At 73.5% G+C, this 17,423-nt stretch carries 16 protein-coding genes; 10 read left to right on the forward strand and 6 right to left on the reverse strand.

Going from position 1 to position 17,423, the window contains the following annotated elements:
- The first annotated feature begins 17 nt into the window (after nucleotides 1-17).
- Together AVP42_RS08465 and AVP42_RS08470 are read left to right on the forward strand one after the other, a co-directional pair.
- Complete coding sequence (locus tag AVP42_RS08465) at nucleotides 18-506, forward strand: PTS sugar transporter subunit IIA (RefSeq protein ID WP_067948016.1); 489 nt, start codon at nucleotides 18-20, stop codon at nucleotides 504-506.
- Entirely contained in the window at nucleotides 503-787 is a 285-nt protein-coding gene (locus AVP42_RS08470; protein WP_067948018.1) for a PTS sugar transporter subunit IIB, read from the forward strand. The genes AVP42_RS08465 and AVP42_RS08470 overlap by 4 nt, the downstream gene beginning before the upstream one ends.
- Before the next feature lie 52 nt (nucleotides 788-839).
- Here AVP42_RS08470 and AVP42_RS08475 read toward each other — a convergent pair whose 3' ends face one another.
- Together AVP42_RS08475 and AVP42_RS08480 are read right to left on the reverse strand one after the other, a co-directional pair.
- Complete coding sequence (locus tag AVP42_RS08475) at nucleotides 840-2,528, reverse strand: phospho-sugar mutase (protein ID WP_067948020.1); 1,689 nt, start codon at nucleotides 2,526-2,528, stop codon at nucleotides 840-842.
- Nucleotides 2,529-2,603: 75 nt separating this feature from the next.
- Entirely contained in the window at nucleotides 2,604-3,431 is an 828-nt protein-coding gene (locus tag AVP42_RS08480) for a purine-nucleoside phosphorylase (protein ID WP_067948022.1), read from the reverse strand.
- A 166-nt stretch (nucleotides 3,432-3,597) separates the two neighbouring features.
- On the opposite strand from AVP42_RS08480, the gene AVP42_RS08485 reads away from it, so the two are divergent.
- Entirely contained in the window at nucleotides 3,598-5,028 is a 1,431-nt protein-coding gene (locus AVP42_RS08485) for an NAD(P)H-quinone dehydrogenase (RefSeq protein ID WP_067948024.1), read from the forward strand.
- A gap of 478 nt (nucleotides 5,029-5,506) precedes the next feature.
- Nucleotides 5,507-6,268, forward strand: coding sequence for a hypothetical protein (locus AVP42_RS08490; RefSeq protein ID WP_067948027.1), 762 nt, complete (start codon nucleotides 5,507-5,509; stop codon nucleotides 6,266-6,268).
- A gap of 263 nt (nucleotides 6,269-6,531) precedes the next feature.
- Here AVP42_RS08490 and AVP42_RS08495 read toward each other — a convergent pair whose 3' ends face one another.
- Together AVP42_RS08495 and AVP42_RS08500 are read right to left on the reverse strand one after the other, a co-directional pair.
- Complete coding sequence (locus AVP42_RS08495; RefSeq protein ID WP_067948029.1) at nucleotides 6,532-8,304, reverse strand: biotin carboxylase N-terminal domain-containing protein; 1,773 nt, start codon at nucleotides 8,302-8,304, stop codon at nucleotides 6,532-6,534.
- 94 nt (nucleotides 8,305-8,398) lie between these two features.
- Entirely contained in the window at nucleotides 8,399-9,037 is a 639-nt protein-coding gene (locus AVP42_RS08500) for a nucleoside triphosphate pyrophosphatase (RefSeq protein WP_082847111.1), read from the reverse strand.
- Between the two features lie 71 nt (nucleotides 9,038-9,108).
- Here AVP42_RS08500 and AVP42_RS08505 point away from each other — a divergent pair, with 71 nt between their 5' ends.
- Genes AVP42_RS08505 through AVP42_RS08520 form a run of 4 tightly spaced genes read left to right on the forward strand, consistent with a single transcriptional unit; the run spans nucleotide 9,109 to nucleotide 13,414 of the window.
- On the forward strand, nucleotides 9,109-10,458 hold the full coding sequence (locus AVP42_RS08505) for a class I SAM-dependent RNA methyltransferase (protein ID WP_157356768.1): 1,350 nt from the start codon (nucleotides 9,109-9,111) through the stop codon (nucleotides 10,456-10,458).
- 52 nt (nucleotides 10,459-10,510) lie between these two features.
- Nucleotides 10,511-11,188, forward strand: coding sequence for a response regulator transcription factor (locus tag AVP42_RS08510; RefSeq protein ID WP_067948035.1), 678 nt, complete (start codon nucleotides 10,511-10,513; stop codon nucleotides 11,186-11,188).
- Nucleotides 11,175-12,410 carry a sensor histidine kinase gene (locus AVP42_RS08515; RefSeq protein WP_067948037.1) on the forward strand — a complete coding sequence of 412 codons (1,236 nt, stop codon included), beginning with the start codon at nucleotides 11,175-11,177 and terminating at the stop codon, nucleotides 12,408-12,410. Before AVP42_RS08510 ends, AVP42_RS08515 begins: the two co-directional genes overlap by 14 nt.
- Nucleotides 12,407-13,414, forward strand: coding sequence for a hypothetical protein (locus tag AVP42_RS08520; RefSeq protein WP_067948039.1), 1,008 nt, complete (start codon nucleotides 12,407-12,409; stop codon nucleotides 13,412-13,414). The genes AVP42_RS08515 and AVP42_RS08520 overlap by 4 nt, the downstream gene beginning before the upstream one ends.
- Nucleotides 13,415-13,759: 345 nt before the next feature.
- On the opposite strand, the gene AVP42_RS08525 is transcribed toward AVP42_RS08520, so the two are convergent.
- Both AVP42_RS08525 and AVP42_RS08530 read right to left on the reverse strand, forming a co-directional pair.
- Complete coding sequence (locus AVP42_RS08525) at nucleotides 13,760-13,993, reverse strand: acyl-CoA carboxylase epsilon subunit (protein ID WP_067948041.1); 234 nt, start codon at nucleotides 13,991-13,993, stop codon at nucleotides 13,760-13,762.
- A 9-nt stretch (nucleotides 13,994-14,002) separates the two neighbouring features.
- A complete protein-coding gene (locus AVP42_RS08530) occupies nucleotides 14,003-15,604 on the reverse strand; it encodes an acyl-CoA carboxylase subunit beta (protein ID WP_067948043.1) in 1,602 nt (533 codons plus the stop codon).
- Between the two features lie 109 nt (nucleotides 15,605-15,713).
- Between AVP42_RS08530 and AVP42_RS08535 the strand changes: the two genes are divergently transcribed.
- A complete protein-coding gene (locus AVP42_RS08535; RefSeq protein ID WP_231878587.1) occupies nucleotides 15,714-16,565 on the forward strand; it encodes a biotin--[acetyl-CoA-carboxylase] ligase in 852 nt (283 codons plus the stop codon).
- 8 nt (nucleotides 16,566-16,573) lie between these two features.
- The gene (locus AVP42_RS08540) at nucleotides 16,574-17,122 is read left to right on the forward strand and encodes a PH domain-containing protein (protein ID WP_197466992.1); all 549 of its coding nucleotides are present in this window, start codon (nucleotides 16,574-16,576) and stop codon (nucleotides 17,120-17,122) included.
- Nucleotides 17,123-17,423 lie beyond the last annotated feature (301 nt).

The following is a 17,423-nucleotide window of genomic DNA, read 5'->3' on the forward strand; positions in this document are numbered from 1 at the left end:
ACCACGAACGGAGCCCGATGACCCTTCCGCCGCTTCCCGACTCCGCGATCGTCCTCCACGACGAGTCGATCGAGTGGCGTGCCGCGGTGCGCGCGGTCGGGCGGGCGCTGGCGCGGTCGGGGGCCACGCGCGAGGGCTACACCGAGCGCATGGTCGGCGTGCTGGAGGAGTTCGGCGCCTACATCGTCATCGCGCCCGGTCTCGCGCTCGCCCATGCGCGGCCCGGTCCCGACGTGGTGCGGAACGGCCTGGCGGTGGTCACGCTCGCGGAGCCCGTGCCGTTCGGACACCCGCACAACGACCCGGTGCGCGTGGTCGTGGGGCTCGCGGTCACCGGTGCCGACGAGCACGTCGCCAGCGTGGCGGGTCTCGCGAACGTCTTCAACGAGCGCAGCGCCATCGAGCGCCTCGCTGCCGCGTCGACCATCGACGAGGTGCGCGAGGTCTTCGACGGAGCCGACCGTGCCCCCGGCCGGCCGGCCCCGGCGGGGGAGGCCTCGGCATGAGGATCGTCGCGGTGTGCGGGCTCGGGGTGGGCACCTCGGCGATCCTGAAGGCGAACGCCGAGCGTGCGCTCGATCGGCTCGGCCTGACCGCCGACGTCGATGCGAGCGACCTCGCGGGGATCGCGGCAGCGGCCGCGGATGCGCAGGTCGTCCTCACGTCGACGGAACTGGCCGGCCGCGTGCGCGAGGCGCTCGGCCGCACCTGGGCCGAGATCATCGAGGTCGAGAACTACTTCGACGTCGACGAGATCGGCCGCAAACTCGACGCGTCGCTGGGCTGAGCCCGCCGGACTGAGCACGCCGGACCGACCGCCGGTCGAGCCCGCCGGTCGCTCAGGCGACGAGTTCCCGCATGCCCGCCTCGACCCTGGCCACCGCCTCGGATGCCGCGGCTCGCCGCTCGGCGACGGACCCCTCGGTGGCGGCCGCGTCGATGTAGACCTTGAGCTTCGGCTCGGTCCCGCTCGGACGCACCATGACCCGGGCGCCGCCCTCGAGGCGGATCCGCAGCACGTCGGACGGCGGAAGCCCGTCGAGGCCGAGCGCGAGGTCCTCGACGGCGGCGACGCGGATGCCGCCGACCTCCGAGGGCGGTGCGGCCCGGAGGCGCGCCATGACCTCGGCGATGCGGCTCAGGTCGGTGACGCGGATCGAGACCTGCGCCGAGGCGAAGCACCCGAAGCGCGCCGTGAAGTCGTCGAGGTGGTCGGCGACCGTTCGCCCCTCGGCGGCGAGGCGGGCGGCCAGCGAGAGGAACGCGACCGCCGCCGAGATGCCGTCCTTGTCGCGCACGGTGTCCGGGTTGACGAGGTAGCCGAGGGCCTCCTCGAAGCCGAAGGCGAGCCCGGGCGCGCGCGAGATCCACTTGAAGCCCGTCAGCGTGGCCCGGAAGTCCAGCCCGTGGGCGCGCGCGACCGCCTCGAGGCCGGGGGAGGAGACGATCGAGCAGGCGAGCGTGCCGTCGCGCCCGGCCGCCGCGACCTGCTCGGCCACCTGCCAGCCGAGGAGCAGCCCGACCTCGTTGCCGGTGAGCCGGCGCCATCCGCTCGCCTCGGACGCGTCGGGGATCGCGATCGCCAGGCGGTCGGCGTCGGGGTCGTTCGCGACGATGAGATCGGCGCCGGACGCGCGCGCCGCCTCGAACGACAGGTCCATCGCCCCCGGCTCCTCGGGGTTCGGGAAGACCACGGTCGGGAACCGGCCGTCGGGCTCGGTCTGCGCCTCGACCAGGGTCGGCGCATCGAAGCCGGCCGTGTCGAGGACTCGGCGCAGCGTCTCCCAGCCGACGCCGTGCATCGCCGTGTAGACCACTCGCGGCTGCGCGGCCGGCGTCGCCGCGACGGCCGCCGTCGCGGTCACGTAGGCGTCGACGACCGACTCGGGCGCCGTCTCGAACGAGCCGCGCGGCAGGTCGGGCACACGCACCGAATCGGCGACGCGCAGGATGTGCGCGGCGATCTCGGCGTCGGCCGGCGCGACGATCTGGGTGCCCTGGTCGGCGCCGCCGAGGTAGACCTTCATGCCGTTGTCGTTCGGCGGGTTGTGCGAAGCGGTGACCATCACCCCGGCGGAGGCGTCGAGGTGGCGGACGGCGAACGCCAGCACGGGCGTCGGCAGCATCCGCGGCAGCAGGATGGCGCGCACGCCCGCCCCCGCCATCACCTCGGCGACGTCGCGCGCGAACACCTCGGAGTTGCGCCGCCCGTCGTATCCGACGACCACCGAGGTGGACCCGGCCTCCGTCGCCCGCTCGAGCAGGTACGCGGCGAGTCCCGCCGCGCCCTGCGAGACGAGCACGCGGTTCATGCGGTTGGGGCCCGCGGCGATCTCGCCGCGCAGCCCCGCGGTGCCGAAGGCGAGCCGCGCGTCGAACCGGTCGGCGAGGTCGGCGGATGCCGCGGCGTCGCCCGCCCGGACGCCCGCCACGATCGACGCGAGCTCGTCGCGGGTCTCGGGGTCGGGGTCTTGGGCGATCCACGCCTCGGCGAGGGCGATGCGGTCGTCGTCGGTGAGCTGCGGCATCCGTGGCCTTCTCTCTCGAATGCGTGCGCCGCGCCGGGCGCCGGGGTCGGGAAGCGGGAGGGAGCGGGAGTGCGGCTAGATCGCCGCGACGATCTTGGCCAGCAGGTCGGAGATGCGCGACTCCGCGGCCCGGCCGGCCTCGATCACCTCGTCGTGGCTCAGCGGCGTGGTCTGGATGCCCGCCGCGAGGTTCGTGATCAGCGACATGCCGAGCACCTCCATGCCCGCCTGGCGGGCGGCGATCGCCTCGAGCGCCGTCGACATGCCGACGATGTCGCCGCCGATGGCCTTCGCCATCCGCACCTCGGCCGGCGTCTCGTAGTGGGGACCGCGGAACTGCACGTACACGCCCTCGTCGAGCGTCGGGTCGACCTCGTGCGCGAGCGCCCGCAGACGCGCCGAATACAGGTCGGTGAGGTCGATGAACGTCGCACCCTCGAGCGGCGAGTCGGCCGTGAGGTTGATGTGGTCGCTGATCAGTACGGGCGTGCCCGCCGACCACGTCTCGCGGATGCCGCCCGCGCCGTTCGTGAGGATCATGGTGGTCGCGCCCGCGGCCGCCGCAGTGCGGACCGAGTGGACGACGCGTCGAACGCCGTGGCCCTCGTAGTAGTGCGTGCGCGCGCCGATGACGAGCGCACGACGGCCGTTCGGCAGCGCCACCGAGCGCAGCGTGCCGACGTGGCCCTCGAGCGCCGGCTTCGAGAAGCCGGGCACCTCGTGGGCGGGGATCGTGTGGGTGGTCTCGCCGATGAGCTCGGCCGCGGCACCCCAGCCGGAGCCGAGGGTGAGCGCGAGGTCGTGGCGCTCCACGCCGGTGAGCTCCGCGATGCGGGCGGCCGCGTCGCGTGCGACGGCGAACGGGTCGGCGGCGGGGTCGTCGAGCGGGTTCTGCTGCTGCATCCCCTCATGGTACGCAAGCGACGGATGCCGCGGCGCGGCGTGCGCGCACCGATGCTCGCCTGCGCGCGGCATCCGCTCGCCCGCCCGCGTTCGCGCGCCCGCGCGCCCGCGTGCGTCGGCGCCCGCCCGCAAGAGAGCGCCCGCGGCCCGTGGGAGGATGGACGCCATGCACACCACCTTCGAGCGCACGCAACGGATCGCCGTCCTCGGGGGCGGACCCGGCGGGTACGAGGCGGCACTCGCCGCGGCGCAGCTCGGTGCCGAGGTCACGCTCGTCGAACGCGCCGGCGTCGGCGGATCGGCCGTCCTGACCGACGTCGTGCCGTCCAAGTCGCTCATCGCGACCGCCGAGGCGTCGAACGCCGTCAAGGAGGCCGCCGACCTGGGCGTGCAGTTCTTCGCGAAGGGCGCCAACGACAAGGCCGTGAAGCCGGACGTCGCGATCAACCTCCAGGCGGTCAACAAGCGCCTGCTCGGCCTCGCGGCCCAGCAGTCCGAGGACATGCGCTCCAACCTGCTCGAGGCGGGCGTCAACCTCGTGCAGGGCGAGGGGCGACTCGACGGGGCCAACGCGATCATCGTCGCCACCGCGAAGGGCGGCACCGACTTCGACCGCATCGAGGCCGACACGCTCGTCATCTCCACCGGGGCGACGCCGCGCGTGCTGCCGTCGGCGGTGCCCGACGGGGAGCGGATCCTCACCTGGACGCAGCTGTACCACCTCTCGCAGGTGCCAGAGCACCTCATCGTCGTCGGCTCCGGCGTGACCGGTGCCGAGTTCGCGTCGGCCTACCGCGCGCTCGGCGCGAAGGTGACGCTGATCTCGAGCCGCGAGCACGTGCTGCCGGGCGAGGATGCGGACGCGGCATCCGTCATCGAGAAGGTCTTCAAGCGCAACGGCATGAAGGTGCTGTCGAAGTCGCGCGCCGAGTCGGTCGTGGTCGACGGCGACGGGGTGCTCGCCACCCTGTCGGACGGCCGCGAGGTGCGCGGCTCGCACTGCCTCATGGCGGTCGGCTCGGTGCCGAACACCGCCGACCTCGGCCTCGAGGAGGCCGGCGTGCAGCTCGCCGAGTCCGGACACATCCGCGTGAACCGGGTCGCGCGCACGTCGATGCCGAACATCTACGCCGCCGGCGACTGCACCACCTTCCTCCCGCTCGCGTCGGTCGCGTCGATGCAGGGCCGCACGGCGGTGTTCCACGCCATGGGCGACATCGTGAACCCGCCGGAGAACCGCAACATCACCTCGAACATCTTCACGCAGCCCGAGATCGCCACGGTCGGCTGGACCGAGAAGGAGATCGAGGAGGGCGTGGTGCCCGGCACGGTCTACAAGCTGCCGCTGTCGTCGAACCCCCGCGCGAAGATGATGGGCATCCGCGACGGCTTCGTGAAGCTGTTCGCGTCGGCCGGGTCGGGAGCGATCATCGGCGGCGTCATCGTCGCGCCGAAGGCGTCCGAGTTGATCTTCCCGCTCGCGCTCGCCGTCGAGCACCGGCTCACGGTCGACCAGTTCGCCGAGGCGTTCCCCGTGTACCCGTCGCTCACCGGGTCGCTCACCGACGCCGCGCGCGCCATGCACGTCGTCCGCTGACCGCGGGCGCGCGTTCGGGCGCGTCGTGCGCGCGGGCCTCCCTTTCGGGTGCGTCGTCCGCGTGGGGCCTCCGTTTCCGTCGCGTCGTCCGCGTGGGGCCTCCGGTTTTCAGGAGTTATCCGGCGGGTCGTGCTCGAACACGGCGTGTCATCCTGAGAAGGGCTCCGATCGGGCCGGGCGTCCTGGGAAGCGCGTGCGATGGATGACCGGCGACGGGTGACGAAGCGGATGCCGCGGCCGCCGGGGCCGCGATGCGTGCGTCCGGTCCTCCACACGTCGGCATGCGGCGAGCCCATCGTGGTCATCGGGCCTGACAGCCGGGCAGCGACGGATGCCGCGGAAGACTCGACGGCGTGCGCCCATCACCCGTCGTCGCCGTCGTCCAGCGCGGTGGGATCGCGACCCGTGCGGAGATCCTCGACGCGGGCGTCCAGGGGATCGACATCTCGCGAGCTGTGAGGGCGGGGAGCTGATCCGCGTGCGCCGCGCGCACTACGCCGTGCCCGAGGCGCCGCGCGATGCCGTCAGCGCCGTCCGCTTGGGCGGACGGCTCGGCTGCGTGAGCGCACTCGCGAGCTACGGCATCTGGACGAGAGCCACTCCGGTGGCGCACGTCGTCCTTCCGGCCAACGCCGCGCGGCTCCGCACGAACCGGGCGCTCGTGCGGACCGACGAGCCGCTGACGCCCGACCGCGCCCGCACCGAGGTCGCCCTGCACTGGACCGACGTCCCGTTCGGTGCGCGGGGCGACGAGTCGCCCTGGAGGGTGCCCCTCGACCGCGCGCTGGCGGCTCTCTCGCGCTGTCGTCCGCACGCCGACGTCGCCGCGGCCTTCGAATCGGCCGTGCAACGCGGACTGCTGACCCTCGACCTCGCGCAGCGCTTGGCCGACGCGAGCCTGCCGCAGCGGATGCCGCGCCTCGTGCTCGGCGGCCTCGACGGGTCCGGCGTCGAGACCCTGCTGGCGATGGAACTCCGCGCACTCGGCGTCCCCTTCATCCAGGAGGTACCGTTCGACGGGGTCGGGTTCATCGACTTCCTGGTGGCGGGCCGGCTCGCCGTCGAGACGGACGGCTACGAGTTCCACTCCGATCGTGCCGCCTTCGTCCGCGATCGGCGGCGGGACGAGGAACTGCTCCGACGCGGCATCCCGACGCTTCGCCTCGCCGCGGCGGACGTCATCGCCGATCCGAGGGCGGCGGCGCTCCGGGTGGTCCACGCGCTCTGCGCGCTCGACTGACCGTCTCGACGAGCCGACCGGACCCGACCCGACCCGACCTGACGAGCCGACGCGCCGGCGCCCCCGCTCCGTGGCATCCGCTCGCCGACTCACCACGACGAACCGTTCTCAGGACGCGCGACGCCGAACCGTGCGTTTCTCAGGACGACACGCCGCTCAGCGACGCGACCCGCCGGATAACACCTGAGAAACGCAGAAGACGCAGAGACGCAGAGACGCAGAGACGCAGACACGCAGAGACGCGGAATGCGCGGGAACGCAGGTCAGGCGTCGGTGATGGCGAGGAGGAGGTGACCGCTCGAGACGGTGACACCCGGCTCGGCGTTGACGAGACCGATGATGCCGTCCTTGTGGGCGACGATCGGCTGCTCCATCTTCATCGCCTCGAGCACGAGCACCAGGTCGCCCTTGACGACCTTGTCGCCCTCGGCGACGGCCACCTTGACCACGGTGGCCTGCATGGGCGCCTTGACCGCGTCACCGGTCGACGTGTCGACCGAGTGGTGCAGCGCCCGCCGACGCGGCGCCGGCCCGGCGGTCGCGCCGCCCGACGCGGGCGCACCCGCGAGACGCTTCGGCAGCGACACCTCGACGCGGCGGCCGTCGACCTCGACGACGACGCTCGTGCGCGCGGCCGGGCCCTTCGTCTCCTCGAGCTCGCCGGTCCACGGCTCGATCGTGTTGTCGTACTCGGTCTCGATCCAGCGCGTGTACACGCGGAACGGCTCGTCGCCGGCGGGCGCGAACGCCTCGTGGTTCACGATGTCGCGGTGGAACGGCAGCACGGTCGGCAGGCCGGCGACCTCGAACTCGTCGAGGGCGCGGCGGGCGCGCTCGAGCGCGTCCTTGCGCGAGGAGCCGGTCACGATGAGCTTCGCGAGCAGCGAGTCGAACGCGCCGGAGATCTCGTCACCGCTCGTGACGCCCGAGTCGACGCGCACGCCGGGGCCGCCCGGGAAGCGGAGCTGGTGGATGGGGCCGGGCGCGGGGAGGAAGTTGCGGCCCGGGTCCTCGCCGTTGATGCGGAACTCGATCGAGTGGCCCGTCGTCTCGGGGTCGGGGTAGTCGAGCACGCCGCCCTCGGCGAGGCGGAACTGCTCGCGCACGAGGTCGAGGCCCGTGACCTCCTCGGAGACCGGGTGCTCGACCTGCAGGCGCGTGTTCACCTCGAGGAAGGAGACCGTGCCGTCCTGGCCGATGAGGAACTCGCACGTGCCGGCGCCGACGTAGCCGACCTCCTTGAGGATGGCTTTCGACGCCTCGTACAGCAGGCGGTTCTGCTCCTCGGTGAGGAACGGCGCGGGCGCCTCCTCGACGAGCTTCTGGTGGCGGCGCTGCAGCGAGCAGTCGCGCGTCGAGACCACGACGACGTTGCCGTGCTCGTCGGCGAGGCACTGGGTCTCGACGTGGCGGGGCTTGTCGAGGTACTTCTCGACGAAGCACTCGCCGCGGCCGAACGCGGCGACGGCCTCACGGGTCGCCGAGTCGAACAGCTCGGCGACCTCTTCGCGGGTGCGGGCGACCTTGAGGCCGCGGCCGCCGCCGCCGAACGCCGCCTTGATGGCGACGGGCAGACCGTGCTGGTCGACGAACTCGAGCACCTCGGCGGCATTCGCCACGGGGTTGAGCGTGCCGGGCGCGAGCGGCGCGCCGACCTTCTCGGCGACGTGCCGTGCCGAGACCTTGTCGCCGAGGCGCTCGATGGCCTCGGGCGAGGGGCCGATCCAGATCAGGCCGGCGTCGATGACCGCGCGGGCGAAGTCGGGGTTCTCGGCGAGGAAGCCGTAGCCCGGGTGCACCGCGTCGGCGCCCGAGCGGCGCGCGACCGAGAGCAGCTTGTCGATCACCAGGTAGGTCTCGGCGCTCGTGGTGCCGTCGAGGGCGTACGCCTCGTCGGCGAGCTTCACGTGACGGGCGTCGCGGTCCTGGTCGGCGTAGACGGCGACCGAGCCGATCCCGGCGTCGCGGGCGGCCCGGATGACGCGGACGGCGATCTCTCCACGGTTGGCGATGAGGACCTTGCTGATGCGGCGCATGACTCCCAAGCCTATTGGCGGACGCACGCCGGACTTTGGGTGCGGTCCACAAAAAAGACCGGAGAGTGTTTCGGTGGCAGACAATCCCGCGAGATCAGCGGAGGTCCCACAGGTCGGTCCACGTCGCGCCGAGTTCGCGGACCAGCTCGCGGAGCGTCGAGAGGGACAGCCCCACGACGGTCGACGGGTCGCCGGTCACCGAGCGGATGAACGGCCCGCCCAGGCTGTCGACGGTGAACGCGCCCGCGACCGAGAGGGGTTCGCCGGTGGCGATGTACGCGTCGATCTCGGCGTCGTCGAGGCGGGCGAACTCCACCACGGCCGACGCGGCACGCCCGACCGCCGCGCGGACGGCGCCGCCGCGGTGGTCGATGACCCAGTGCCCGGACCACAGGACGCCGGCCCGCCCGTTCTGCCGCGCCCATCGCTCGCGGGCCACCTCGGGGCGGTGGGGCTTGCCGAACAGCTCGCCGTCGACGAGGAACGCCGAGTCGCCGCCGAGGATGATCCCGTCGATCGCCTCGCCGTCGACGGTGCGGCCGACGATGGCCTCCGCCTTGCGGCGGGCGAGGAGGTGCACGAGCTCCTCCGGTGCGAGCGGCCCGTGCGTCGCCTCGTGCTCGGCGACGGCCGCCTCCTCGTCGACGCCGGGCGCCAGCAGGACCGGCTCGATGCCGGCCTGGCGGAGCAGCTGGAGTCGCGCGGGGGAGGTCGAGGCGAGGTAGAGGCGCATGGTCCCCATCCTGCCCGCAGGGCCGGTCCGCGGGCCATCTCGGCCGCGACGGCGTGTGGGATGCTCGGATGATGGCAGCTCCACGTCGTCGACGTCCCTCCCGCACGACCGCGGATGCCGCGCGCCGGCGCCCGAGCGAGCCCGGACCGGTGCTCGACCTCGAGGTCGAGCGCATCGCGCACGGCGGGGTCGCGGTGGCCCGCCACGAGGGCCGGGTCGTGTTCGTCGCCGACGCGATCCCGGGCGAGCTCGTCCGGGCGCAGGTGATCGATGCCGGCCGCGATCGCTTCTGGCGGGCCGAGACGGTGGAGGTCCTCCGCGCCTCGCCCGACCGACGGGACCACGTCTGGCCCGAGGCCTCGGTCGACCGGGCGCCCGAGGCTCGCGCCGGCGGTGCCGAGTTCGGCCACATCCGCATGCCGCGCCAGCGCGAGCTCAAGGCCGAGGTGCTGCGCGATGCGCTCGCCCGCTTCGGCGGGGTCGAGGCGGACGTCGAGGTCGACCCGGTGGACGCCGCCCTCGCGCCGGGCGTCGACGCCGAGGCGGGCACCGGATGGCGCACGCGCGTGCGCCTGCACGTCGCCGCCGACGGCACGATGGGCCCGTACGCGGCCCGGAGCCACACCGTGGTCCCCGTGACGACCCTGCCGCTCGCCGTCGCGGAACTCGCCGACCTCGCCCCGCTCGACCGGTCCCTCCCCGGTGCTCGCTGGGTCGACCTGGTCGCGCCGTCGACCGGTGCGGCGGAGTTCGTGGTCCGCGAGCACGACGCGCGCGACCGCGGGCGGACGGGAGCGCGCGCCCGGCCGGAGGAGCACCCCGTGGTCTCCGAGGTCGTCGGCAGCCGTCGCTTCGCGGTCGACCGCGACGGGTTCTGGCAGGTGCACCGGGGCGCCGCCGCGACGCTCACCCGTGCCGTGCAGGACCTCGTGGATCCCGATCGCTTCGACCCGGCCGCCGAGAACCAGGACCTCTACGGCGGGGTCGGCCTCCTCGCCGCCGCCGTCGGCGACCGCTTCGGCTCGGCGACCCGCATCACGACCGTCGAGGCCGACGAGCGGGCGACGCTCCACGCGGGCGAGAACCTCGCCGACTGGGTCGGCGCGCGGGCCGTCACCGCACGCGTCGACCGGTACCTCGCCGAACTCGCCGAGACGACGGATGCCGCGCGACCGGCCCTGCGCGACGCGACCGTCGTGCTCGACCCGCCCCGGTCCGGAGCCGGCCGCGACGTCGTCGACCACCTCGTGCGGCTGGCCCCGGCCCAGCTCGTGTACGTGGCCTGCGACCCGGTCGCGCTGGCGCGCGACGTGGGGCTCCTCCGCGAGCGGGGGTACGAGCTGGAGGCGATCCGCGCGTTCGACCTGTTCCCCAACACCCACCACGTCGAGGCGGTCGCGCGCTTGGCCGCTAGGGTGTGAATCGACCGTGGAGCCGAGTGAGGGGGGCCCAGTGACCGCGGAACCCGCAACGATGCCGTCGCGCACGACGGTCGCGATCGTCGATGACCACGAGGCCGTGCGGCTCGGACTGCGTGCCGCATGCCGCGACGCCGGCTACGACGTCGTCGCGGAGACGGCCGACGTGGCGTCGCTGCTCGCCGGCTTCCGCGACCCGGCGACGGATCCGCCTCGCGTGGTGCTGCTCGACCTCTCGCTCGGCGACGGCTCGAGCGTGACCGACAACGTGCGCGCCGTGCTGGGCTCGGGCAGCAAGGTGCTCGTGCACAGCATCGCCGACCGCGTCGCCGCGGTGCGGGAGGCGCTCGCCGCCGGGGCGGCCGGAGTCATCCCGAAGTCGTCGCCGACGTCCGCCGTGATCTCCGCGATCGCAACGGTCGCCCGCGGCGACGCCCTGAACAACGTCGAGTGGGCCAGCGCCATCGAGGCCGACCAGGAGTTCGCGAAGGCGCAGCTCGGACGCCGCGAGCGCGACGTGCTGCACCTCTACGCCTCGGGCCTCCCGTTGAAGCTCGTGGCCGAGCGCCTCGGCATCGCCCACTCCACCGCGCGGGAGTACCTCGACCGGATCCGCGCCAAGTACGTCGAGGTGGGCCGTCCCGCGCCGACGAAGGTCGACCTCCTCCGCCGAGCCGTGGAGGACGGCATCCTGCCCGGCCTCGACCAGGAAGGCGGGGATGGCCGCCGCTGAATGGCGCGCCGCGCGGCTGGTCCCGCGTCGCGCTGCCGTCAGCCGGGCGCAGGTCGAGACCGTGTCCGGACGCGCGCTGGGCGTCTTCGGCCTCGTCTTCGGAGGCCAGACCGTGCCGACGGCGATCGAGCAGTCGGCGGCGCTCGCGGAAGGTGCGGGCACCGCCGTCATGGCGGTGCTCTACGGGTCGCTCGCCGCGCTCGCCGTGGCGACGTTCGCCCGGGTCGCGGTCCGGGCGGCGGCGGCCACGTTCGCCGCGCTGTTCGCCATCGTCCTCATGGCGTGGCCGTACCTCGTCGTTGCGCCGGAGGCCATCGCCGGGCAGACCCCGTGGCTGTACTACCTCGTCACCGTCGCGACCACGGCCGCCGTGATCGCCGTGCCGCCGATGCCCGCAGCGGCATACACGGTCGTCATCCCCGTCGTCTACGGCGTGATCCGAGCGACGCCCGCGGGCGGTGGGGCGCAGCCGTTCCTCGCGGTGCTCGACGCGATGTACGCGATGATCCTCGGCATCGTCGCGCTCGTGATCATCACGATGCTCCGGCAGGCCGCCGAGGCGGTGGATGCCGCGCAGGATGCGGCGCTGCAGCGGTACGACCTCGTGGCACGGCAGCACGCGAACGAGATCGAGCGGGTGAAGGTGGACGCCCTCGTGCACGACAGCGTGCTCACGACGCTGCTGTCGGCCGCCGCCGCCCGGACGCCGGCCGAGCGGGCGCTCGCAGCGAGGATGGCCGGTGACGCGGTGCGCCGGCTCGACGAGGCGGCGGCCGAGGTGCCCGGCAACGAGGATCGGATCGGCCTCGATGTGCTCGTCCGGCGACTGCGCAGCGCCGTCGCCGGATTCTCCGCACCCATCGACGTGCGACCGACGGGCCTCGCGGGCGTCGAGCTCCCCGTCGACGCGGTCGACGCGCTCTCCTCCGCCGCCGTGCAGGCGATGGTCAACAGCGTGCAGCACGCCGACGAGCCGGGGCGCGGCACGGAGCGGTCGGTCGAGATCCGCGGCGCCGGGGCGAACGGCTGCGTCATCCGCGTGGTCGACGACGGCCGCGGCTTCGACGCCGACGCGGTGCCGATGAGCCGGATCGGCCTCCGGGTGTCGATCGAGGAGCGGATGGCGAACGCGGGCGGATCGGCCACGGTCGAATCCACGCCCGGCCGGGGCACCGTCGTCACGCTCGCCTGGCCGGCCGGCGTCGAGGGGAGCGGGTCGTGATCTCCGTCCCGAGGTGGCTGCTGCTCGTGCTCGGCGCGCTGTTCAGCGCGTATCACGTCGTCCTCGGCATCTACTCGCTGGACAAGCCCGCCTCGCCGTGGCCCGCCGTCGCCGCGCTCGTCCTCTACGCGACCGCGACCGCCCTCAGCCTGTGGCCGGCGCGCCGCGCGCGGATGCCCGACTGGCTGGCGGCCCTGAACCTCGGGGTGAGCATCGTGCTGCCGCTGCTCGTCACCAGCCAGCTCGACGCGTCCGACGACAACGGCTACGCCACCTGGTACGTCGCGGCGGTCGGCACGCTGATGACCATCACGGCGGCCCGGCGACAGCTCGTCGCGGCATGGCTCGGCGTCATCGCGCTCGCCGTCCAGACCGTCATCTGGGCCGGGCCCCTCGCCCTCGGACAGCTCGGCGTCGTCGGCTCGATCGTCTGGGTCGCGATCGCGCACATGCTCTCGTCCGCGCTCGCGGGCGCGGCGCGCTCGACGCGCCGCTACGTCCAGGCTGAGCGCGAGGCCGCCGCGTGGCAGGCCGCACAGGATGCGCACCTCTTCGAGGGGCGCATGCGGCTGGCGCAGACGCAGCGGATCGCGGCGCCCATGCTGCGTCGCATCGCCGACGGCGACCACGAGCTGACCGAGGCGGAGCGACGCGAGTGCCGCACCCTCGAGGCGGCGATCCGCGACGAGATCCGCGGGCGGATGCTGCTCACCGACGGCGTGCGGCGATCGGTGAAGGAGGCCCGCGATCGCGGCGCGACCGTCACGCTGCTCGATGAGGGCGGCATCGACGACCTCGACGAGGATGCGCGCGACCGCGTGCTCTCGCGGCTCGCCGAGGCGATCTCCGGCTCCGGGGCCGACCGCGTGATCGCGCGCACCGCTGCCGCGGGATCACCCGTGGCCGTCACCGTGGTCGGCCTGCGCGGCGGAGGAGAGGGCGAGGTGCTCGAGTCCGACGACGCCGAGGTCGAGCTGTGGCTGGAGATCCCTCGCGCGGAGTGAGGTGCCGCGGCATCCGCTGCCGCAGGAGGCCGAGGTGGGACGTCGGCGAGCCCCGGACATGGAAGCGGGGGGTCGGCCCCTACCGACCCCCCAGCAAGCCCGAGTCACGGCGACAACCCGAATATCGCCCTGACTCGCCCCCAGAAAGCGCCGGCGGTACCCAGCCGTCGGCGGTACGACTCCGTAGAGGGAGTGCGTGCATCAATGCTACGCCGCGGGATCGGAGGCGGTAGTCAGCATTTCGGGGGACAATCGCGTCCCCCTCGGAGCCCGACCGCCGACGCAGTCGGGCGACGCGAGCCGCACGCCGCTCCGGCGGGCGGCGAATTCGGGGGACAGCCGAGCTCAGCGCAGGGACGAGGTCCAGCGTCCCGGGCCGACCTCGATCGGCGGACGCAGGGCGTTGCGCGGGTGCGCCCAGTCGCTGCGCGCCGGCGGGGGCGGGCTGGCCTGCTCCTCGTCGACGGCCGCGACGAGGACCGCGGTCACGGCGGCGGCCTCCTCAGCCGACACGTCGCGCGTCAGGAATCGGAGGTCGATGGACTGGGCGCCGTCGGGCTCGCCGGGTGCTGTGGTCATGGCGGCTCCTTACAGCGGGATGTTGCCGTGCTTCTTGGGCGGCAGGCTCGCGCGCTTGGTGCGCAGCGCACGCAGCGCCTTCGTCACCGAGACGCGCGTGGCGGCCGGCTCGATGACGCCGTCGAGCTCGCCGCGCTCGGCGGCGAGGAACGGCGACGCGACGTTGTAGGTGTACTCGTTGGCGAGCCGCGTGCGCACGGCGGCGACGTCCTCGCCGGCCTCCTCGGCCCGCTTGATCTCACCGCGGTAGAGGATGTTCACGGCCCCCTGGCCGCCCATCACGGCGATCTCGGCCGTGGGCCAGGCGAGGTTGATGTCGGCGCCGAGCTGCTTGGAGCCCATCACGATGTACGCACCGCCGTACGCCTTGCGGGTGATGACCGTGACGAGCGGGACGGTCGCCTCGGCGTAGGCGTAGAGCAGCTTCGCGCCGCGGCGGATGACGCCCGTCCACTCCTGGTCGGTGCCCGGCAGGTAGCCGGGCACGTCGACGAGCGTGATGATCGGGATGGAGAACGCGTCGCAGAACCGGACGAACCGCGACGCCTTCTCGCCCGCCGCGATGTTCAGCGTGCCCGCCATCTGGCTGGGCTGGTTGGCGATGATGCCCACCGATCGCCCCTCGATGCGGGCGAAGCCGATGACGATGTTCGGGGCGAACAGCGGCTGCACCTCGAGGAAGTCGCCGTGGTCGACGATGCCCTCGATGACCGAGTGCATGTCGTACGGCTGGTTCGGCGAGTCCGGGATGATGGTGTTCAGCCGGCGGTCCTCGTCGGTGATCTCGAGCTCCGCCTCGCTGTCGTAGACGGGCGCCTCCGACATGTTGTTGTCCGGCAGGAACGACACGAGGGTGCGCGCGTAGTCGAGCGCGTCGGACTCGTCGCTCGCCAGGTAGTGCGCGACGCCCGACACCGTGTTGTGGGTGAGCGCGCCGCCGAGCTCCTCCATGCCGACGTCCTCGCCCGTGACGGTCTTGATCACGTCGGGGCCGGTCACGAACATCTGGCTGGTCTTGTCGACCATGATGACGAAGTCGGTGAGGGCGGGGGAGTAGACCGCGCCGCCCGCGGCCGGGCCGCAGACGATCGAGATCTGCGGGATGACGCCCGATGCGGCGGTGTTCCGGCGGAAGATCTCGCCGTACTTGCCGAGGGCGACGACGCCCTCCTGGATGCGGGCGCCGCCCGAGTCGAGGATGCCGATGATGGGCACGCCGGTCTTCAGCGCGTGCTCCATGACCTTGATGATCTTCTCGCCCGCGACCTCGCCGAGCGAGCCGCCGAAGATCGTGAAGTCCTGCGAGTACACCGCGACCTGCCGGCCGTGGATCGTGCCGACGCCGGTGACCACCGCGTCGCCGTAGGGGCGCTTGGCCTCCATGCCGAACGCGTACGTGCGGTGCCGCACGAACTCGTCGAACTCCACGAAGGAGCCGGGGTCGAGCAGCTCGGCGATGCGCTCGCGGGCGGTCATCTTGCCCTTGGCGTGCTGCTTCTCGATCGCCGCCTCGCCCGACGCCGTGACGGCCTCGTGGTACCGCTGCTTGAGGTCGGCGAGCTTGCCCGCGGTGGTGGAGAGGTCGGGGCCGTCGTTCGTCGCTTCGGTCACGAGGCTTCACTCTACCGGCCTGCCTCCGGGCGGGATCGTTGACGGTTTCCCACAAAAACCCGGTGGTGCGTGGTGATGATGCCACCGGCGTCGCCCGGACACTAGCCTAATGGCGACGGATCTGGAGGCGCGCATGGAGTGGGTGCGTTCGCGGGCGGCGGTCCCGCGGTTCGAGTGGCTCGACACCACCGGGTCGACCAACGACGTGGCCCGCGAGGCGGCCACCGGGGCGGATGCCGCGGCCTGGCCGCACGGCGCCGCCATCGTCACCGACGACCAGACGCAGGGCCGCGGCCGGCTCGGCCGCACCTGGCTCGCGCCCACGGGCAAGACGCTCGCGATCTCCGTGCTGCTCCGGCCCGGCGCCGACCTGCCCGCCGATGCGTACGGCTGGATCCCGCTGCTGGCCGGCGTCGCGATGACGGAGACGGTGCGCGCGGCGGTGGCGGCGGCATCCGTCGACCGCGGCGGCGAGGACGACGGCACCGGCGGCGTCGAGGTCGAGCTGAAGTGGCCGAACGACGTGCTCGTCTCCGGGTACAAGGTGTGCGGCATCCTCTCGGAGCTCGTGGCCGAGGGCACCGTGGTCGTCGGCGCCGGACTCAACGTCGCCCTCGACGAGCACGACCTGCCCACGCTCACGTCGACGTCGCTGCTGCTCGTCACCGGGCGTCGTCCCGACCCCGACGCGGTGCTCGCCGACTACCTGACCCGCCTGCTCGACCTCGTCGACCGCTTCGTCGCCGCGGGCGGCGACGCCGTGGCGAGCGGCGCCGCCGAACGGCTGGTCGCGGTGTGCGGCACGCTCGGCCGGGACGTGCGGGTCGAGCTCCCCGGCGGTGGCGAGCTGCTGGGCGTCGCCGAGGCCGTGGCGCCCGACGGGCGGCTCATGGTGCGGGACCGCCAGGACGGCGAGATCCGGGCGGTCGCAGCCGGAGACGTCACGCACCTGAGGTATTAATGGGGGCCATGGGGGAGGCGAGCGGGACGCCCGGCCTGCCGCCGGGGGAGCGGATCGTGGCCCGGTTGCGGCGACACGCGCGCGTGCTCGTGCTGCCCGCGCTGCTGCTCGTCGCGGTCGCCGGCGGGGTCGGGTACCTCGTGCCCGTCCTCGACGACGGATGGCCGCGACTCGTCGCCGTGGTCGTCGCCGCCCTCGTCGTCCTCCTGGGGTGCGTCATCCCGTACCTGTCGTGGCTCGCCGCCCGGACCACGATCACCACGCGTCGCGTGATCGTCCGGCGGGGCCTCTTCGTGCGCGTGCGGCGCGAGCTATGGCACCGTCGCGGGTACGACGTGCAGGTGCGCCGCGGATGGCTGCAGCGGATGTTCGGCAGCGGCGACGTCCGGCTCGAGACCGGACACGACGTCCCCGTGGTGCTGCGGGACGTGCCGGGACCGCTCGCGGTCCAGGCGGCGCTGCACGAGCTCATGGCCGCCGCGCACGCGCTCGGGGCGCCCGCGGTGGGTCCTGGCACGGCTCCGGACGGCGATACCGCGCCGTGGGCGCGCGCCTGAATCCTCCTCCGGTGCCGGGCACCCGGCCGGACCGCGTACTGTAGTCGGGCGGCTCGCCGTCCCCGCGGGCCGAGCGACGAAAGGCACCACTTGGGCGAGGAATGCATCCACGGTTTCGACGAGGGCCTCTGCGCGATCTGCTCGCCGCCCGCTGAACCCGACCCGGCGGTGACCGCGGCGCGGAGCCGGCAGGCGCGGACCCCGGGCACCTCCCACGAGGCTGCGGCCGCCGCCGAGGCGCGCGCGGCCAAGGCGAGGTCGGCCGCGCGTCCCGCGACGTCCTCCCGCGCGGCCCGGCCGA

The sequence above is a fragment of the Agromyces sp. NDB4Y10 genome, assembly GCF_001620055.1.
GTDB lineage: Bacteria > Actinomycetota > Actinomycetes > Actinomycetales > Microbacteriaceae > Agromyces > Agromyces indicus.

What these genes read in the sequence shown, in the direction of transcription:
- AVP42_RS08535 (WP_231878587.1), top strand. Translation starts at nt 15,714, where the DNA reads ATGGCGACGGATCTGGAGGCGCGCATGGAGTGGGTGCGTTCGCGGGCG.
- AVP42_RS08525 (WP_067948041.1), bottom strand. Translation starts at nt 13,993, where the DNA reads ATGACCACAGCACCCGGCGAGCCCGACGGCGCCCAGTCCATCGACCTC.
- AVP42_RS08540 (WP_197466992.1), top strand. Translation starts at nt 16,574, where the DNA reads ATGGGGGAGGCGAGCGGGACGCCCGGCCTGCCGCCGGGGGAGCGGATC.
- AVP42_RS08515 (WP_067948037.1), top strand. Translation starts at nt 11,175, where the DNA reads ATGGCCGCCGCTGAATGGCGCGCCGCGCGGCTGGTCCCGCGTCGCGCT.
- AVP42_RS08465 (WP_067948016.1), top strand. Translation starts at nt 18, where the DNA reads ATGACCCTTCCGCCGCTTCCCGACTCCGCGATCGTCCTCCACGACGAG.
- AVP42_RS08500 (WP_082847111.1), bottom strand. Translation starts at nt 9,037, where the DNA reads ATGCGCCTCTACCTCGCCTCGACCTCCCCCGCGCGACTCCAGCTGCTC.
- AVP42_RS08495 (WP_067948029.1), bottom strand. Translation starts at nt 8,304, where the DNA reads ATGCGCCGCATCAGCAAGGTCCTCATCGCCAACCGTGGAGAGATCGCC.
- AVP42_RS08480 (WP_067948022.1), bottom strand. Translation starts at nt 3,431, where the DNA reads ATGCAGCAGCAGAACCCGCTCGACGACCCCGCCGCCGACCCGTTCGCC.
- AVP42_RS08470 (WP_067948018.1), top strand. Translation starts at nt 503, where the DNA reads ATGAGGATCGTCGCGGTGTGCGGGCTCGGGGTGGGCACCTCGGCGATC.
- AVP42_RS08475 (WP_067948020.1), bottom strand. Translation starts at nt 2,528, where the DNA reads ATGCCGCAGCTCACCGACGACGACCGCATCGCCCTCGCCGAGGCGTGG.
- AVP42_RS08485 (WP_067948024.1), top strand. Translation starts at nt 3,598, where the DNA reads ATGCACACCACCTTCGAGCGCACGCAACGGATCGCCGTCCTCGGGGGC.
- AVP42_RS08510 (WP_067948035.1), top strand. Translation starts at nt 10,511, where the DNA reads ATGCCGTCGCGCACGACGGTCGCGATCGTCGATGACCACGAGGCCGTG.
- AVP42_RS08505 (WP_157356768.1), top strand. Translation starts at nt 9,109, where the DNA reads ATGGCAGCTCCACGTCGTCGACGTCCCTCCCGCACGACCGCGGATGCC.